Below are 17,718 nucleotides of genomic sequence, written 5' to 3'. Positions count from 1 at the left end.
TAAGCCCGGATGCAGGGACAGGCAGGAGTTACAGGGTATGAACGCTTTCACCGCGATTCCGCAGGGCACCGACCTGCGTGCTGAAATCGACCGGCTGCGCAAGGAGCGCAATGCCGTGATCCTTGGCCATTATTATCAATCGCCGGAAATTCAGGATCTGTCCGATTTCGTCGGCGATTCGCTGGAGCTGTCGCGCAAGGCGGCGGAGACGGATGCGGACGTCATCGCTTTTTGCGGTGTGCGCTTCATGGCGGAGACGGCCAAGATCCTGTCGCCGGAAAAGATCGTGGTGCTGCCGGACATGGATGCCGGTTGCAGCCTGGAAGACAGCTGCCCGCCCGCGCAGTTCAAGGCGTTTCGCGAGGCGCACCCCGATCATATTGCGCTCAGCTACATCAACTGTTCGGCCGAGGTGAAGGCGCTGTCCGACATCATCGTGACGTCGTCTTCCGCCGAAAAGATATTGGCGCAGATCCCCAAGGATCAGAAGATCATCTTTGGTCCCGACAAGCATCTGGGCGGGTACCTCAAGCGCAAGCTGGGCCGCGACATGCTGTTGTGGCCGGGCGTGTGCATCGTGCATGAGGCGTTCAGCGAGACCGAGTTGCTCAAGCTGAAGGCCGTGCATCCCGACGCGCCCATCGCTGCGCATCCCGAATGCCCGCCCTATATCGTCGATCATGCCGATTATGTCGGGTCGACCAGCGGCATCCTCGATTTCGCCAAGACGATGCCGGGCGACACGCTGATCGTGGCGACCGAACCGCATATCATCCACCAGATGCAAAAAGCGGTGCCGGACAAGAATTTCATCGGCGCGCCGGGTGCGGACGGCAACTGCAACTGCAACATCTGCCCCTATATGGCGCTCAACACGATGGAAAAGCTGTATCTGTCGCTGCGCGACTTGCAGCCGCGTATCGAGATGGACGAGACGCTACGGTTGCAGGCGAAGAAGAGTCTGGACCGGATGCTGGAAATGGCCAGCGGCACGGTGGGGCAGGGCGATGTGGGCGCGCGCTAAGGCGCTTTAACTTCGGTACGCCAGCCGCTGTTCGCTGAGCAGCGGCTGGTGCCATAATGTTTCGCAAGGAAATGCCGCGAAGGCCGGATCGCGGGTGAGCAAGGTCAAGTCTTCCAGTTCCGCCTGTGCCGCCAGCATCCGGTCGAAAGGATCGCGATGCGGCACATCATAAGCACCGGCGCGCAGTCCATGGGCAGATTTCAGGTCGAGTGAGCGGAAGTCGGCATCCGCCACCGCAGCCTCATAGCGATCGAGGTAGGGCAGGAGTTGTGGCAGCTTGCCGACTCGCGCCTTCGTCGCGATTTCCCAGGCATTCACGCTGCTGACGAAAATCTGGTCGGCGCCGCTTTCGATCATGCGATCAATCCTGTCAGGCAGCAGGCTTCGGTCCGTCCACCACCAGATCAGGACATGGGTGTCGAGAAGCAGCCTCAATCCCCATGCCCCTCCCAAAGGCGCAATTCGTCCTCCGGCAGTGGATCGAAAATTTCGTCGCCAACCGTGAACAGGCCTGCAAACTGGCCACCCCGCCTTTTGGGGCGGTCCTGCACCGGATTGATCGGCACAAGTTTGGCATAGGGCTTTCCAGCCTTTGCAAGGATGATTTCCTCGCCGGCGTGGGCGCGATCCAAGAGCTTGGAGAAATGCGTCTTGGCCTCGTGAACATTGACGGTCGCGGTCATGCGAGCAATATGGACTTAGTCCATGGACTAAGTCAAGCGCGATGGAGACTTGCGACCGCACCACATATGATTAGAGAGAGGCCATGACCTTCTCCCTCCCCGGTTTCGACCTTGATGCTTTTGTGGCGGCCACGCTGGCCGAAGACTTTGGTCCCGATGGCCGCGATGTGACCAGCGAGGCGGTGATCCCAGCCGATGCGATCTTCGACGGGGTGATGGACAGCCGGGATGATGTGACGCTGGCCGGGCTGCCGATTGCCATGGCGTTTTTCCGGGCGCTGGACCCGGATGTCGAGATCGAATTGCTGCATCGCGATGGCGATCGGGTGGCGGCGGGGACCGACATCATGCGCATCCGGGGCAAGGCGCGGGCGATGCTGACCGCGGAGCGGTCCGCGCTCAACACCGTACAGCATCTGACCGGCATCGCGACGATGACGCGGGCCTATGTCGACGCGATCCTGGGCACGGGCGCGACCTTGCTCGACACGCGCAAGACGATTCCGGGCCTGCGGGTACTGGAAAAATATGCGACGCGGCAGGGCGGGGCGACCAATCATCGCATGGGCCTGTGGGACGCGGCGATGATCAAGGACAATCATGTCGCCGTTGCCGGATCCGTCGAGGAGGCGGTACGCCGCGCCGTGGCAGCGGGCGTCGAGCGGATCATCGTCGAGGTCGATCGGGTGGACCAGATCGAGCCGGCGCTGGCTGCCGGCGCCACCCATCTGCTGCTCGACAATATGGATGCGCCGACGCTGCGCGGGGCCGTGACGCTGATCGGTGGGCGGGTGCCGACCGAATCGTCGGGCGGGGTCACGCTGGACACGATCCGCGCCAAGGCGGAGACCGGCGTGACTTATATCAGCGTCGGCCGACTGACCCAATCGGCGCCGGCCGCCGACATCGGACTGGATTTCGCTTATGCTTAAGATGCTGCTGCCCCTTATCGCGATCGCCATGCCGGGCATGGCCATGGCACAGGCCAACCAGTGCCGCCTGCCCGAAATCATCGCGCGGCCCAAGGTCGAGGGGCCGACGGCCGAAGATCCCAAGCGGGTGCTGCCGATCGGCTATTATACGCTGGCGGTCAGCTGGACGCCGCAATATTGCAAGACGTCGCGCGGCGGCGCGCGGGATGCTTTCCAGTGCCAGTCGGGCAATGATTTCGCCTTCACCCTGCATGGGCTGTGGCCGGACGGCTATGGGCAGGAATGGCCGCAATATTGCAAGGCTTCGGGAGTCCTGCCGCGCAAGGTGATCCGCGACCATCTCTGTTCGACGCCGTCGGTGCAGCTGATCCAGCATGAATGGGAAAAGCACGGCACCTGCATGCCGACCAATCCGACCAAATTCTTTGCCCTGTCGCGCAAGCTGTATCAGGGGCTGCGTTATCCCGACATGGCGGCGCTGGCGGCGCGGCCGACTTTGTCGGCGCGGGATTTCGCCCAGGCCTTCGCGGCGGAGAATAAAGGCATGGTCGCGGACGGCATTCGGTTGAACGTGACGCGCGACGGCGCCCTGAGCGAAGTGTGGATCTGCATGGACCGTAACTATCGCTACATCAGCTGCCCGCCGCAGCAGGGCGGGGTGAAGGACCGGGCGCAGTTGCGGATTCAGCCTAAGGGGTGATTAGCCGTCGATCGTCACCGTCGAGGGATGGTGGCGATCAAGATGCTTGCGGATGATGCGCAGATTCTTGGTATTCGACTTGTAGAGAAAGTCGAACAGGTCGCCGGCGAAGGGAATGGCGCCGATCAGCGTATCCACGCCGACATTGGCAGCCATGCGGGTGATCTGCCATTTCGACATGCCCAGATTGCGGGCTTCCCACACGATCCAGGCGCCCATGGCCGCGGTGGCAAGATCGCCCACCACCGGCACCAGCCCGACCAGACTGTCGAGGCCAACGCGATATTTGGTGCCGGGAATGACGAACAGCCCCTCCAGCATCGCCTCCATCGCCTCGATCCGGCGGCGGATCGAGGCTGGGTCGCGGCCAAAACCGGGCATATCGCGCGCGATACGATCAAACTGGTCCTGGGAAATCGCCATCTGAAAATTCTCCTCCGCCACCCTAATTGGTGGTGCGGAAGAGATGGTTCAATGGGTGCCGTGCGCGGGCGGATGATTGGAAGCCGGTAAGCCGTTTCGATACCAGCGACCAGCGCACCGGGGCGCCCAGCGGGATGTAGCCGTTGTGGCCGACCATCTGCGCCTCCGCCTCGGCAATGCGGGCGACCCGTTCGTCCATGGTCGGGGCCAGGCTGGCGGCGTGCAGCTGGGCATCGGCGCCATCGCTGCAATGGATTTTCCGCGCGCAGCCGACGCGGCCGAGATACCAGAGTGCGCTGTCATAGGCGGCGACTTCATCGACCAGCCGCAGATCGGCTTGCGCATCGAGCGCGACGCGCCGGACGGACAGGCCTATCGCGGCGAGGTCGCGGCGCAGCATGCCAAGCAACAGGGTGGCACCGGGGCCGCGCGGCAGGGCGATGCGCAGCGGCGGCGGCGGGCCATGGTCTGCGCGCCAGCGGGTGACGCTCGCCCCGGCCTGCGCGCGCCGCTGGTCGAGCGATTGGGCAGCCCAGGCAGGATCGGTGGGCGCGCGGCCCAGGTCCATCTGGTCAGGCAGCAACCGTTCGCTGGTCGCCCAGCCACCGAGCGGGAACAGGGCGGGCAGCTGGCTGCGGTCGATGCTCATGTTGATCGCGGCGCGGATGGCGGGATCGTCGAGCAGCTTGCCCTGACCGGTGACGGCAAGGCCGAGCAGGCCGCTTACCGGATCGATGCGGACATTATCGCGGTCGATCCCGGCGGATACCAGCAGCGGCAGGTCGGTAAAGCGCCCGCCCAGCACCAGTGCGGCATCCCTCTCCCGGAAGCGAATGATCGCCAGCGCGGCGCGTTCGGCGCGCAGAACCAGCGTCTGCGAAGGGGGCGGCGGATCGTCGGGAGCATCGCCGGTGGTGCGGTCCACGGGCGTCAAATAGGTGGCGTCGCCCTTGGTGACGCGGCGATAGGGTCCGGTGCCGCCATCCCGTGACAGGACGGCCATCTGCGGCTGGGCCAGCATTTGCAGCACATAGGGGCGCGGGGCGGTCATGCGGATTTCGATCACTTCGCCGGTCATCGGCACGACCGCCTGTACCGCATCGAGCGGGCCGTCCGGGTCCAGGCGACGCAGCGATTCGATTCGTGCCATCAGCATGCGGGCGACATCGGGGGCGGTGACGCGCGCACCATTGGCCCAGAACGCACGGCGCAGGCGGAATATATAGGATCGCCCGTCATCCTCCACGATCCATCGTTGCGCCAGAGCAGGCAGGATTTCCCCGCTGGCGTCGAAGGCCACCAGACCCTGCGCGGTCGCTTCCAGGATCAGTTTGGCGCCGGGGTCGGGCAGGCGGAGCAACGGTTTCGCGAAATCGTCTTTATCGCCCAGTACGCTGACGACGACAGGCCCCTTGCCCTCGTCCGAACAGCTGCTCGCGAGCAGGGCCAGCCCTGCTGCGGCGACCAGCGTGGCGCGGCGGCAAGACTGGACGATGGGGGTGATCATGAACATGCTGGTCGAAGGCTTAGAGCATTTTGAGGGCCGGTGGAAACACCCGGCGGACAAGAGCGCAAGCCTATCGCGATAGGCCGACGACGAGGGGTCGGCGTCGAGAGGCCGGCAGGTCGCGCGATGCGCGGTGTCTTCGTTTCACTGTCACTAAAGTGAGATATAAATGTCATTTTCACGTCATCAAACTGACATAGCGCTCTGCCGCATTCGGATCGGAAGGCGGGCAATGACAGGATCAAGACTGAAGGGCATGGCGTTGGCGGTGAGCCTGATCGCCCTGATGCCGGAGATGGCGGCGGCGCAAAGCAACGCCGCCTTGCAGCAGCAGATCGACGAGTTGAAGGCGCAGGTGCAGGCGCTGACCAGCGCACTGGCCGCCAGCAAGACGGCGACGGCCACCGGTCCGGTGCCGGCAGCAGGATCGCAAAACCCGGAAGCCGCGCCGGCCGCGCCGACCGCCTTGGCCGCTGCGTCCGTGCCACCGGCCGAGCCTGTAGCGGTTGCCGCCGCGTCCGCGCCTGCACCCAAATCCAAGGCATGGTATGAAAAGCTGACGCTGCGGGGCTATACCCAGATGCGCTACAACGCCTTCCTGTCCGGGGACGATAGCGCGCCGGCGGGGATTTCGCGTCTTGGCTCGGTCCATGACAGCGCGATTTCAGACCGCAGCGGCTTTTCTCTGCGCCGGGCACGGCTGGTATTGCAGGGCGACGTCTCCGATCGCGTGTCGCTCTATTTCCAGTCCGATTTCGCAACGGCCGTGAACAATCAGGCGGGCACCGAACGGCGCGAGGGCTATGTCCAGTTGCGCGACGCCTATGCCGATATCTTCATCGACAAGGCAAAGAGCCTGCGCCTGCGCCTCGGCCAGTCGAAAGTGCCGTTCGGTTGGGAAAATATGCAGTCATCGTCCAATCGCCTGACGCTGGACCGTAGCGATGCGATCAACAGCGCGGTGCCCAGCGAGCGGGATCTGGGCGTCGTCGCTTATTATACGCCCGCTTCGGTCGACAGGATCTGGGCGCGATTGGAGGATGGCGGGCAGAAGCTGTTCGGCAATTACGGCGCCTTTGGCCTGGGGGTTTTCAACGGGCAAGGCATCAACCGGACCGAGCAGAATCGCGGGCTGATGAAGGTCGCCTTTGCGACATGGCCGTTCGAACTGGACGGGCTGGGTGGCGCTTTTGCCGGGCAGGTGTTCGAAATCGGCGGATCGGCGATGCTGAACGACGTCCAGCCCGAATTGCGCAGCGGTTCGATCAGCCCTGTCGCCTACAAGGATAATCGCGTCGGCCTGCATGCGATGCTCTATCCGCAGCCATTTGGCATCCAGGCCGAATGGAATTGGGGCAAGGGGCCGGAATATGACCTGACCAGCAAGGCGATCGAAACCAAGAAGCTGAGCGGCGGCTATGTCCAGATGATGTACCGCCTGCCTACCGATACGGTCGGCACGCTGATTCCCTATGGTCGCTGGCAACGCTATCGCGGCGGGTGGAAGGGCGCGACCAGTGCGCCGCGACTGGAGACGGACGAGTTCGAGATGGGCGTCGAATGGCAAATCTGGAAGGCGCTGGAACTGACGGTCGCCTATGCCCGCATGAAGCGCGCCGAGGCGGACGAGCGCCGCACCGGCCGCGCAGAAGGTGACCTGATCCGCACGCAGGTACAGTGGAATTATTGACCGGCGACAGCGGCCGCAGGGTTGGCAACGATATATCAAGGGACTTGTATAAGAAGCGTCGATAACGCTGCTTTAACCGAGTGTGTCGATGCGTCATGCCGTTTCATCGCCGTCCCTGTCGCTGATGGGGCGCTCCCTGCCTGGCTGGTGCGATCTGCCCGCATCGACCTGGCTGGTTATGGTCAGCTACATGGCCATTCTTCTGGGGGTCGCCCTGTCGATTCCCTTCCCGACGCGCATCGACGAGTTGCAGCATTATTCGGTCATCCGCGCGCAATATGAGCAGCCGGCACTTTTCCCCGACTGGGGCCGCTATCTGGTCCTGCGGGCGGACGATTTGTCCCGATGGTCCGATATCCCTAACTATATCAACCATCCCTCGCTCTATTATCTGCTGATGGCCCCTTTCATGGCGGCCGGTGGCGATCCGCTGCTGCTGCGGCTCGTCAATGTCCTGTTGTCGACGCTCACTCTGCTGATTTTGGTGGTTGCGGTGCGACGGCGGTTCGCGCCCGATCTGCTGTCGCCGACCGTGTTCGCGCTGGTCGCCGCCTGCTTCCCCAAGGGCGCCGTGGTGGGGGGGCTGGTCAATAACGACAATCTGGCGGTCATGGCGGGGGCGATGCTGTTTGCCGGACTGCTGGGCATGCCGGCCGCCGGCTGGTGGATCATGGTCGGGCTGGCGATCGCCGGCTGGACCAAGCTGACCGCCTTTTTGGCGCTGGCGGCAGTGGCGGGGGCCGGGCTAGGGCTGCGGCTGATGCGGCGCGAGATGGCGCCGGGCGATCCGCTGCTGCGTTTCTTGGCGTTGGGGCTGGCGATCGGTGCGCTGCCCTATCTGGTCCATCTGGTCCAGACCGGCCATGTCCTGTGGGTGAATGACGCGCATTGGCGGGTGCCGCCGGGGCAGCGGGCACATTATGATTTGCCGGCCTTCGCCAGCTATTTCCTGCGATCCATGCTGTTCAAATGGCCGGCCGCGGAGGGCGCCTATCCGATGGCGCTGGTCCTGGCCATGTTGCTGGCGGCATTGGGGGTTGCAGGCGCGGGCCTTCATGTGCGGGCGGTGCGTTCCGTCGCCATGGCCTATGGCGCGGGGATCGTTGCGCTGCTGGCGATCCATTTCCTGTTCGGGTGGCGCAGTTTCCAGGCGCTGGGCGACCTGACCATCGCGCAGACCCGCTATTATAATGTGCTGTGGCCGGGCGTTGCGCTGGCGGCGAGTGCGGGGGCGGGGGTGCTGGCGCGCTATTGGCGCGGGGCGCCCCATGCGGTGGCGGCGCTGTATCTGGCGCCGACGCTGATCGGGTCGGCGGCGATGGCGCTCATCTGACAGAAAAAGGGCGGCAACCCGAAGGCGCCGCCCCTGTTTCTCCGGCTGAAACCGGGTCGGTTCGCCCCGACGCTTTCGCATCGGGGCTGGTCCGATTACTTCAGCTCGACGGTCGCGCCGGCTTCTTCAAGCTGCTTCTTCAGCTTGTCGGCTTCGTCCTTGTTCACGCCTTCCTTGACAGCCTTGGGAGCGCCTTCGACCAGAGCCTTGGCTTCGGTCAGGCCCAGGCCGGTGATGGCGCGGACTTCCTTGATGACGTTGATCTTCTTGCCACCGTCGCCGGTCAGGATCACGTCGAATTCGGTCTGCTCTTCGGCAGCCGGTGCGGCGGCGGCAGCGGCCGGGCCGGCAACGGCGACGGCAGCAGCGGCGCTAACGCCCCACTTTTCTTCCAGAGCCTTCGACAGTTCGGCGGCTTCGAGGACGGTGAGGGCCGAGAGCTGGTCGACCAGAGCGTTGATGTCTGCCATGATATATTTCCTTTTTTGGGGCGAAATGCCCCGTCAGATGAGGGTCAAAAAATCGGAGGACGAACGGCTCAGGCCGCTTCCTTCTCCGCATAGGCGTTGAAGACGCGCGCAAGCTGCGCAGCCGGTGCCTGGGTGACGGTTGCGAGCTTGGTAGCAGGCGCGACCAGAAGGCCAACCAGCTTTGCACGCAGTTCATCCAGCGACGGCATCGATGCGAGCGCCTTGACGCCCTCTGCATCGAGCAGCACTTCACCCATCGCGCCGCCAACGATCTCAAGCTTGTCGTTGGTCTTGGCGAAATCGATCGCAACCTTGGCGGCTGCAACCGGGTCGACCGAGGTGGCCAGGCCAACCGGACCGGTGAGCAGGTCGCTCAGGCCGGTGTAGCTGGTGCCATCAAGGGCGATACGGGCGAGGCGGTTCTTCGTAACCTTGTAGGTCGCGCCGGCTTCGCGCATCTTCTGGCGCAGGACGGTCGACTGTGCGACGGTCATGCCGAGGTTGCGGGTCACGACGACCACGCCAACTTCTGCCAGTTCTGCGTTCAGCGCGGAAACGACATCAGCTTTCTGATTACGATCCATGCCATTACTCCACTTCATGTTCGCTTCGCCCGGAAAGGTCCAAGCGAACGGCTAAAACCCACGCCTGACGGCATGGGGCACTAAGTCCGAAGGGGAGAGATCGACCGGCCATGTCCCCTCATGAGGCACAGGCAGACCCGAATCGGGTGCATGACCCGGTTCGGTAAAGAACTTTTCCCCGTCTAGGCTGGAGATTAAGAAGGGCATATTCCCTTCGCCAACTGTCTCGGACGGAAGACCCGTGGGGTTGAGCCACCGGTCTGCTGGCGCGCCCATAGGGGATGTGGGCGGGAATGTCACGCGGAAACTGGGATCGGGGTGGGCCGCAGGTGCGCGACGGGCGAAGTTCACACCGTCGTCGGGGGTCGGGCGACGCAAAAGGTGGAAAAATGGCGAATGACGCGCCCCCCACGCTTCCCCGAAGCGCTCGCGACGCGCCACTTCCAACAAGGGCAGGGCACAGGGACGCGACAGGGGCGCGACAGGGAGAGGACGGGGACGCGACACCGACGCGCCGGGGGGTCGGGTGGAGCGGTGCGGTGCGCGTGCGCGGGTGGAGGGGAGGGGCGGCGTGGTCCATCTGTGAGGATGGATCAGAGAAACGCCGAGTAGGAAAGGGGAAGATTGGCCGATAGGCGAATGTCAGCTTCGGAGTGCGGGTCATCGTATAGCTGCGGGTCGCGTTGTGTCGCGTCCGGACCCAACTTACGCCGTTCTGAATGGCCAAAACAGCTGATCTCAGCCAGTATAATGAACGCAATTTCGACCCGCAGCTTTAGCGGCATAAAGTCGTCGATCCGAAACCAGCAAAGCTTCTTCCAAAGTTCTGGCAGATCGCGGCACGTCCACAGCACCGCCGCTGAAACGAAGCGGATAATTCGGGGCCAGAGCCAAGTTTACCCTTCCCGCTTTTTGCGCAACGCGATCCAATATGGTGCGGGCATCGTCTGGCCCTGCATTTGGAATGACAAGGAGAAATTCCTCACCACCCCAGCGCCCGAAAATATCGCCGGGTCTGATCGTTTCCTTGAACAGGAGAGCAAAGGTCTTGAGAGCTTCGTCGCCCGCATCGTGGCCAAAGCTGTCATTGCATGATTTGAAGTGGTCGAGATCGACGATAGCGATCATGGCGCGTCCGTCACGCGATACGGCGCGCGATACCACTTCTCTCGCGCGGGCTTCTGTATATCTGCGGTTGGGCAGACCAGTCAGCGGATCGGTAATGGATTGTTCTCGATAGAGCCTGCGTTGCCTAGTGAGAAGGAAAACCAAACCTGCCAGAAACGCTCCGAGCATGATCAACAGCGTGGCGATCAGCCGCTGGTGCGTAATGACTTCGCTTTTCAAACGGTTTTGCTCAGCCGCCTCCTGTAATTGATCGTCCATATTATCGACCACATGCTCCATCGCGGTGGCAGCACTTCTCGTCGTCCTTTGAAATTTGGCAAGGTGATGGTTTCGCAGCGCGGGCACTCCATGCGCAAAATCGCCTTTGGCGATCAGCAGCTCCGCCTCTGCACGTTGGACGCCGCCGCCAAAGGACATAAGCTTTTTGGAGATACGGCCATGAATCTGATCGACATCCTTTTGCGCCAACGCCGCTTGACCTGTGCGCGCATAGGCCGTGGCCCGGAACGGCAACATGGAATTCTTCACGACATCCGGCACGTTCAGCGCCGGACCATAAGGGGCCAGGCATTTCAACACACCGGGCCAATCCTCTCGCGACGATGCAGCAAAGGCGCAGATATTGCCGGCATATCCCGACGCGGTTGCCGTATCAGTACGCGCAGCCAGCCGGGTATAGATTTGCACCAGCATCAACGCCTCATCGTGCCGTCCCAGATAGCTAAGCGACTGGGTGAGATTATAGACCGATTCATAGTCCGGGCGCGGGTAGGAGGATGCTGCCATGTAAGTTTCGGCGCGCTCGGCGGCCTTGAGCGAACCGGGCACGTCGTCGATCATGATATGGCCGATGGATACAAGATCCCACGCTGCCGCCGCCACGCTGGCTTGCCCTGCCTGTTCCTGCGGAATGCGGGGAATTGTATCGACCATCAGGCGCAGTGCGTCGCCGATGCGGCCTTCATCAAACAGGCGACGGGCCAATGCCGTGTCGGCAAATACCCGTGGCAACCAGTCCGACTGTCGCCTAGCCAGATTCTCCATCTCGGCCAGACTGACATCATGGTCGCGCAGATGACGGATCTGAAGAGCGTTAACCTGCGCGATGGCCATGTATCGGAGGTTATTTTGCTGTCGGGCAGATCGCGCCAACTGCTCATTCCATCGTACTGCGACAGGGAAGTCTCCCTGGTTGATCATGATCCGTGTCACATGCTGGAGACGGCTCAGCCCCTCCGCATCCCTTCGCTCTAATGCAGCTCGACCGAAGCTCTCCAGCACTGCAAAGCTCGAGTGCATGGCCCTTTGTTCGACGCGCTTGGCATAGGCAACCGCATCGGTTGTGACGAATGACGCGCTATTTTGCGCGCGTCCTTGCGCAAGCGAAGGTGGAACGCAGCATAATGTCGAGGTCAATACCGCCAAGCTTGCGGTAAACAGGCAACGCAAGTCTTCTACTCCGCGCAAACCAAATGCCTACATAGGCTATCGTTAAAAATCCGTGTGCAACGTCGTTCGCAGGCTTCAATCATTAGCCGAAAAACAAGCGATATCACATGTGTGAATGTCCGATTGCCCGCACGGTGATCGAAGTATGACGCGACCGCAATTGGCGCATCCCCGCCACTTACCCCATCAAACCCGATCCGCCTGCACCACCACATCAATCGCCCGCAACGCCGACAATATCCGGTTCAGATGTTGCGCGTCCGCCACTTCCAGGTCGATGATGTCGGTGTGGAAGGGGCCTTCGCGGTTGACCAGTTGCAGGTTGAGGATGTTGGCCTTGGTCGCGCCGAAGACGTTGGCGACGGCGGCCAGGGCGCCCGGCTGGTTCTTGACGATGACGGAGAGGCGGGCGGTGCCGCCCTTGGACTTGCTGTCCCACGACAGATCGACCCAATCGTCGTCCTGCTCCACCTCCAGCGAGCGGCAGTCGATCGTGTGGACCTCGATCGGTTCGCCGGTGCGGCGCACGCCCACGATGCGGTCGCCGGGGACGGGGTGGCAGCAATCGCCCAGATTGTACGCGATGCCGGGCGTCAGGCCGCGGATCGAGACGGGTTCGTGCTGGCGCGGATGCGCTTCGGCCATGCCCTGCGCGCTGGTGGAGCCGGGCATCAGCGCCTCCATCACTTCGCTGTCGAGCAGGCGATGAGTCGCGATCGCCACCATCAATGACGCGCGATCCTCCAGCTTGAGGCGCTTCAAGGCGGCGTTCAGCGCCTTGTCGCCCAGCTCCTTCGCCAGATCGGGGGAGAAGCGGCCGACGATTTCGTCATAGAGCTTTTCGCCGAGCTTGATTTCCTCGCCCCGCTGTTTCTGGCGGATATAGCGGCGGATGGCGGCGCGGGCCTTGCCGGTGATGGCGAAGGTCAGCCAGCCGGGCTGCGGTTCCTGCCCTTCGGATTTCAGGATTTCGACCTGATCGCCATTTTCGAGGGAGGTGCGCAGCGGCACGACGCGGCCGTTGACCTTGGCCCCGACGGTCTGGTTGCCGAGCGAGGTATGGACGGCATAGGCGAAATCGACCGGGGTCGACCCCTTGGGCATCTGATGCAGCTCACCCTTGGGCGAGAAGGCGAAGATGCGGTCCTGATACATGGCCATGCGGGTATGTTCGAGCAGCTCGTCCGCATCCTGGCTCTGCTCCAGGATTTCGACCAGGTCGCGCAGCCAGGCGGCATGATGGTCGGTGGCGTCGCCCTTCTGCTTATAGGCCCAGTGCGCGGCGAGGCCGAGTTCGGCGTCATTGTGCATGTCGCGGCTGCGAATCTGTACCTCGATCCGGGCATTGTCCTGGTGGATGACGGTGGTGTGCAGCGACTGATAGCCGTTGCGCTTGGGCGTGGAGATATAATCCTTGAACCGGCCGGGCACCATCTTGAACGTCTGGTGGATGATGCCGAGCGCGCGGTAGCAATCTTCATGGCTGTCGGTGATGACGCGGAAGGCCATGACGTCGGTCAGCTGTTCGAAGCTGATATGCCGTTCCTGCATCTTCTTGAAGATCGAATAGGGGTGTTTTTCGCGGCCCGACACGCTGACCGACATGCCCTTGCCCGCCAGCAGCAATTGCAGTTCCGCGCCGATCCGGTCGACCTTGTCATGGCCGCCTTCCTTCAGCTGCTCCAGCCGCTTGGTGATGCTGGCATAGGCTTCCGGCTCGATCTCGCGGAAGGAGAGCAGCTGCATTTCGCGCATGAAATCATACATGCCGATCCGTTCGGCCAGCGGCGCATAGATATCCATCGTCTCGCGCGCGATGCGGCGGCGCTTGTCGGGATTCTTGATGAAGTGCAGCGTGCGCATATTGTGCAGCCGGTCGGCGAGCTTGACCAGCAGCACCCGGATATCGTCCGACATGGCGAGCAGGAATTTGCGCAGATTTTCCGCCGCCCGCTCATTTTCGGACATGGCCTCGATCTTGGATAGCTTGGTCACGCCATCGACCATGCGCGCGACATCCTTGCCGAACGCGCCCTCAATCTCCTCATAGGTGACCAGCGTATCTTCGATCGTGTCGTGCAGCAGCGCGGTCACGATCGTCTGGTCGTCCAGGTTGAAGTCGGTCAATATGCCCGCCACTTCGATCGGGTGGCTGAAATAGGGGTCGCCGCTGGCGCGTTTCTGGCTGCCATGTTTCTGGACCGAAAAGACATAGGCGCGGTTGATCATCGCTTCGTCCGCATCCGGATCGTAGCGCTTTACCCGTTCGACAAGTTCATATTGACGCAGCATCGTTGCCCGATTGTGTGAGAACGGGCTTGCGGTGCAACAAAAAAATCCCATTTAATTGAATAAGGCGGCGATTTTGCAACGCCTGTGACTTTACGCTATGCGTCAGGGCCATGAAACATAACCTTGCTCAGGATCTGGAACAATGCGCGCTGCCCAGCGCGCTGGAGATGATGGGCGAACGCTGGTCGTTCCTCATCCTGCGCGGCGCCTTGTCGGGCATTCGCCATTTCGAAGAGTTTCAGTCCACGTTGGGCATCGCCCGCAACATATTGGCCAACCGGCTCGCAAGGCTGGTCGAAAACGGCATATTGGTGCGCGAACCGATGCAGTGCGACCGGCGGAAGGTCGAATATCGGCTTACCGAAAAGGGGCAGGGGCTGGCCCCCGCCATGATCGCGCTGCGCCAGTGGGGCGAAAAATGGGGATGCGGCACGCCCGCCTGCCAGGTGCTGGCCGACAAGCGCGACGGCCAGCCGATCCGGCCGATCGGCATATTGGCGCATGACGGACGCACGCTGGACCTCGCCGATCTGGTCTGGCTGTGTACCGACGAAGTGACGCCGATGGCCGAGGAGCCGGCGGTCGCGGCCTGAAGGCTAAAGCATCTTTGACCGGGCGCGCAAATGGCCTAAGTCTGGGCGCAATGTCCGTCACCGTCCCCCGCATCAAGCCGCAGCCCTTTTTCGCTGACAAGAATCGCGCCTTCTGGAACCTCCAGTCGCTGGGCTGGGCCGGGGCGTTCCTGCTGCGCGGATCGTCCACCATCGCCAATGGCCAGCCGCTCTCCAGCCTGGTGCCGGTGCTGATCTCTACCGTGTCGGGCTATTCGGTGACGCTGCTGATCGCGGTGATGTTTCGCTTTCTGGTGAAGAAGCGGCCGATCATCACCTGGGGCGTGTCGATCGTGACCGTGGTGTTCGCCGCGGGGCTGGTCGCCTTCATCGACGCATGGGTGTTTTCGACGCAGAACCGGGCGAGCGATACGGCGGGGCTGCAACTGTTCCTGGGCGCATTCTATCTCTCCATGACGCTGCTGGGCGCCTGGTCCGCGCTTTATTATGCGATCAACTTCTACCTGACGGTGGAGGAGCAGGCGGATCAGCTGCTGCGGCTGGAAAATCAGGCGGCCAACGCGCAGCTGGCGATGCTGCGGTACCAGCTGAACCCGCATTTCCTATTCAATACGCTCAACAGCATATCGACGCTGGTGCTGCTCAAGCAGACGGACCGGGCCAATGCCATGCTCTCGCGCCTGTCCTCCTTCCTGCGCTATACGCTGATCAACGAGCCGACCGCGCAGGTGACGATCGAGCAGGAGATCGAGACGCTCAAACTCTATCTGGAGATCGAGAAGATGCGGTTCGAGGATCGGTTGCGGCCGGTCTTCACCATCGATCCGGCCGTCGCCCATGCGCGCTTGCCCTCCCTCCTGCTCCAGCCCCTGGTCGAAAACGCGATCAAATATGCGGTGACGCCCAAGGAGGAAGGGGCGGAAATCGCGGTCACGGCGCAGCCTGCCGGGGATAATGTCCGGATCGTCGTATCGGACAGCGGGCCGGGATTGAACGAAGGCGGAATGAAGCCGCACATTCCCATGAGCGAGGGGACGGGAGTGGGCCTGCCGAACATCCGGGACCGGTTAATTCAGGCCTTCGGGGAACGACAGAGCTTCGAAACGCGTTCCACGCCGGGCGGATTTTCGGTCATCATCGAATTTCCGCTGAATTTGGATGAAACATCGAAAGTGGCCGCATGACCATCAGAACAATCCTCGTCGATGACGAAAGCCTGGCCATTCAAGGGCTCCAGCTGCGTCTGCAAGCGCATGAGGATGTCGAAATTATCGAAACCTGCAACAACGGCCGCGAAGCCATCCGCGCGATCAAGACGCATAAACCCGACCTTGTGTTCCTCGATATTCAGATGCCCGGTTTCGATGGCTTTTCCGTCGTGCAGGGGCTGATGGAAGTCGAGCCACCGCTCGTCATCTTCTGCACCGCCTATAGCGACCATGCGATCCGTGCGTTCGAGGCGCAGGCGGTCGACTATCTGATGAAGCCGGTGGACGAAGGGCGGCTGGCCGACGCGCTGGATCGCGTGCGCCAGCGGCTGAATGAGAAGCGGCAGGTGCAGGAAGTCGAGAAGCTGCGCGAAGTGCTGGCCGAAGTCGCGCCGCAGGCGATGAGCGATTTCGTGACCGACGATGATTCGCCCGCATCCAGCCGGTTCGAGAAGCTGATCAACATCAAGGATCGCGGGCAGATTTTCCGCGTCGATGTGGATTCGATCGAGCGGATCGACGCGGCTGGCGACTATATGTGCATCTATACGGCCGACAATAGCCTGATCCTGCGCGAGACGATGAAGGATCTGGAAAAGCGGCTGGACCCGCGCAATTTCCAGCGCGTGCATCGCTCCACCATTGTCAACCTGAGCCAGGTGCGGCAGGTCAAGCCCCACACCAATGGCGAATGTTTCCTGGTGCTGGAAAGCGGCGCGCAGGTGAAGGTCAGCCGCTCCTATCGCGATGTGGTGGCGCGCTTCGTGCATTGAAAAGAACAATGTCATCCCCGCCTTTGCGGGAATGACATTGTTTTGAGCCATATAAACCCAAGGCGCGACAGGTTGGGTCATATATGCGTTCCCCGGCGCAGGCCGGGGAACACAGAAGGCAAAGCTCATTGCCTGTTGGTATCAATCCATCGTCCGCACCGGCCGGACGACCAGTTCGTTGACGTCCACATCGTCGGGCTGTTCCACCGCATAGGCGATGGCGCGGGCGATCGCGTCCGGGGTCAGGGCGATGGCGCGGAAATCCTGCATCGCGGCGGCGGCGCCCGCTTCGGTGATGGTGCCGGCCAGTTCGGATTCCACCACGCCCGGCGACACCACGGTCACGCGGATATCGTCATGTTCCATGCGCAGCCCGTCGGAAATGGCGCGGACCGCATATTTGGTGGCGCTGTAAACGCCGCAGGTCGGCCAGACGCGATAGCCGCCGATGGACGAAATATTGACGAAATGGCCACTGCGCTGCACCTTGAACCGGGGCAGGGCGGCAGCGATGCCGTGCAGCACGCCGCGAATGTTGACGTCGATCATCCGGTCCCATTCATCGACCTTCAGGCTGTCGAAGCGCGATAGCGGCATCAGGCCCGCATTGTTCACCAGTACGTCGATCCGGCCAAATCCGGCCTCCGTCGCGGCGACGAACGCCTCGACATCGGCGCGGTCGGTGACGTCGAGCGCGCGGAAGGCGACCGTGCCACCAGCGGCATTGAGTTCGTCGGCAAGGCTGGCCAGCCGGTCGGTGCGCCGCGCGCCCAGCATCAGCCTGGCGCCGCGCGCCGCCAGCAGCCGCGCCGTGCCCTCCCCGATGCCGCTGCTGGCGCCGGTGATTGCGATGACCTTGGTGTCTATTGCCATGTCCTGTCTCCCGATCGGGCGGATCGACCGTCGATCCGATGGGCCATGGATGCGCCATCATGGGGTGGGGGCGGTAG

General features: G+C 62.5%; 17 protein-coding genes. 8 read left to right on the top strand and 9 right to left on the bottom strand.

The features are described from left to right. Positions 1-37: 37 nt before the first annotated feature. A complete protein-coding gene (gene nadA / locus AC07UX_RS09245; protein ID WP_495191601.1) occupies positions 38-1,024 on the top strand; it encodes a quinolinate synthase NadA in 987 nt (328 codons plus the stop codon). Between the two features lie 6 nt (positions 1,025-1,030). Here nadA and AC07UX_RS09240 read toward each other — a convergent pair whose 3' ends face one another. Both AC07UX_RS09240 and AC07UX_RS09235 read right to left on the bottom strand, forming a co-directional pair. Continuing rightward, the gene (locus AC07UX_RS09240; RefSeq protein ID WP_495191600.1) at positions 1,031-1,459 is read right to left on the bottom strand and encodes a type II toxin-antitoxin system VapC family toxin; all 429 of its coding nucleotides are present in this window, start codon (positions 1,457-1,459) and stop codon (positions 1,031-1,033) included. Next, a complete protein-coding gene (locus tag AC07UX_RS09235; RefSeq protein WP_495191599.1) occupies positions 1,456-1,707 on the bottom strand; it encodes a type II toxin-antitoxin system Phd/YefM family antitoxin in 252 nt (83 codons plus the stop codon). Before AC07UX_RS09235 ends, AC07UX_RS09240 begins: the two co-directional genes overlap by 4 nt. An 83-nt stretch (positions 1,708-1,790) precedes the next feature. Between AC07UX_RS09235 and nadC the strand changes: the two genes are divergently transcribed. Further along, a complete protein-coding gene (gene nadC, locus AC07UX_RS09230) occupies positions 1,791-2,639 on the top strand; it encodes a carboxylating nicotinate-nucleotide diphosphorylase (RefSeq protein WP_495191598.1) in 849 nt (282 codons plus the stop codon). Further along, a complete protein-coding gene (locus AC07UX_RS09225) occupies positions 2,632-3,339 on the top strand; it encodes a ribonuclease T2 family protein (protein WP_495191597.1) in 708 nt (235 codons plus the stop codon). Before nadC ends, AC07UX_RS09225 begins: the two co-directional genes overlap by 8 nt. On the opposite strand, the gene AC07UX_RS09220 is transcribed toward AC07UX_RS09225, so the two are convergent. Then, on the bottom strand, positions 3,340-3,762 hold the full coding sequence (locus tag AC07UX_RS09220) for a DUF4112 domain-containing protein (protein WP_495191596.1): 423 nt from the start codon (positions 3,760-3,762) through the stop codon (positions 3,340-3,342). It abuts the gene before it with no gap. A gap of 22 nt (positions 3,763-3,784) precedes the next feature. Next, complete coding sequence (locus tag AC07UX_RS09215; RefSeq protein ID WP_495191595.1) at positions 3,785-5,275, bottom strand: ABC transporter substrate-binding protein; 1,491 nt, start codon at positions 5,273-5,275, stop codon at positions 3,785-3,787. Positions 5,276-5,501: 226 nt separating this feature from the next. Here AC07UX_RS09215 and AC07UX_RS09210 point away from each other — a divergent pair, with 226 nt between their 5' ends. Then, positions 5,502-6,959, top strand: coding sequence for a porin (locus AC07UX_RS09210; RefSeq protein WP_495191594.1), 1,458 nt, complete (start codon positions 5,502-5,504; stop codon positions 6,957-6,959). Between the two features lie 124 nt (positions 6,960-7,083). Continuing rightward, the gene (locus tag AC07UX_RS09205) at positions 7,084-8,292 is read left to right on the top strand and encodes a hypothetical protein (RefSeq protein WP_495191593.1); all 1,209 of its coding nucleotides are present in this window, start codon (positions 7,084-7,086) and stop codon (positions 8,290-8,292) included. Between the two features lie 95 nt (positions 8,293-8,387). On the opposite strand, the gene rplL is transcribed toward AC07UX_RS09205, so the two are convergent. The 4 genes from rplL to AC07UX_RS09185 all read right to left on the bottom strand — a co-directional run bounded on the left by rplL (position 8,388) and on the right by AC07UX_RS09185 (position 14,215). Then, positions 8,388-8,762 (bottom strand): 50S ribosomal protein L7/L12, encoded by a 375-nt coding sequence (rplL, locus tag AC07UX_RS09200; protein WP_120250812.1) that lies wholly within the window; start codon positions 8,760-8,762, stop codon positions 8,388-8,390. A gap of 68 nt (positions 8,763-8,830) precedes the next feature. After that, the gene (gene rplJ, locus AC07UX_RS09195) at positions 8,831-9,346 is read right to left on the bottom strand and encodes a 50S ribosomal protein L10 (protein ID WP_495191592.1); all 516 of its coding nucleotides are present in this window, start codon (positions 9,344-9,346) and stop codon (positions 8,831-8,833) included. Positions 9,347-10,084: 738 nt separating this feature from the next. After that, positions 10,085-11,899: a GGDEF domain-containing protein gene (locus tag AC07UX_RS09190; protein WP_495191591.1), complete on the bottom strand. Its 1,815-nt coding sequence runs from the start codon at positions 11,897-11,899 to the stop codon at positions 10,085-10,087. A gap of 210 nt (positions 11,900-12,109) precedes the next feature. Further along, the gene (locus AC07UX_RS09185) at positions 12,110-14,215 is read right to left on the bottom strand and encodes a RelA/SpoT family protein (protein WP_495191590.1); all 2,106 of its coding nucleotides are present in this window, start codon (positions 14,213-14,215) and stop codon (positions 12,110-12,112) included. Between the two features lie 110 nt (positions 14,216-14,325). On the opposite strand from AC07UX_RS09185, the gene AC07UX_RS09180 reads away from it, so the two are divergent. Genes AC07UX_RS09180 through AC07UX_RS09170 form a run of 3 tightly spaced genes read left to right on the top strand, consistent with a single transcriptional unit; the run spans position 14,326 to position 16,768 of the window. After that, positions 14,326-14,808, top strand: a complete 483-nt coding sequence (locus AC07UX_RS09180; RefSeq protein WP_495191589.1) for a winged helix-turn-helix transcriptional regulator — start codon at positions 14,326-14,328, stop codon at positions 14,806-14,808. A 50-nt stretch (positions 14,809-14,858) separates the two neighbouring features. Beyond that, a complete protein-coding gene (locus tag AC07UX_RS09175) occupies positions 14,859-15,971 on the top strand; it encodes a sensor histidine kinase (protein ID WP_495191588.1) in 1,113 nt (370 codons plus the stop codon). Then, complete coding sequence (locus AC07UX_RS09170; protein WP_311269076.1) at positions 15,968-16,768, top strand: LytR/AlgR family response regulator transcription factor; 801 nt, start codon at positions 15,968-15,970, stop codon at positions 16,766-16,768. Before AC07UX_RS09175 ends, AC07UX_RS09170 begins: the two co-directional genes overlap by 4 nt. A 141-nt stretch (positions 16,769-16,909) precedes the next feature. On the opposite strand, the gene AC07UX_RS09165 is transcribed toward AC07UX_RS09170, so the two are convergent. Then, positions 16,910-17,641, bottom strand: coding sequence for an SDR family oxidoreductase (locus tag AC07UX_RS09165; protein WP_495191587.1), 732 nt, complete (start codon positions 17,639-17,641; stop codon positions 16,910-16,912). Positions 17,642-17,718 lie beyond the last annotated feature (77 nt).

The organism is Sphingobium sp. GW821-FHT02B05 (genome assembly GCF_059421905.1).
This window is presented reverse-complemented; position numbering and strand designations above follow the sequence as displayed.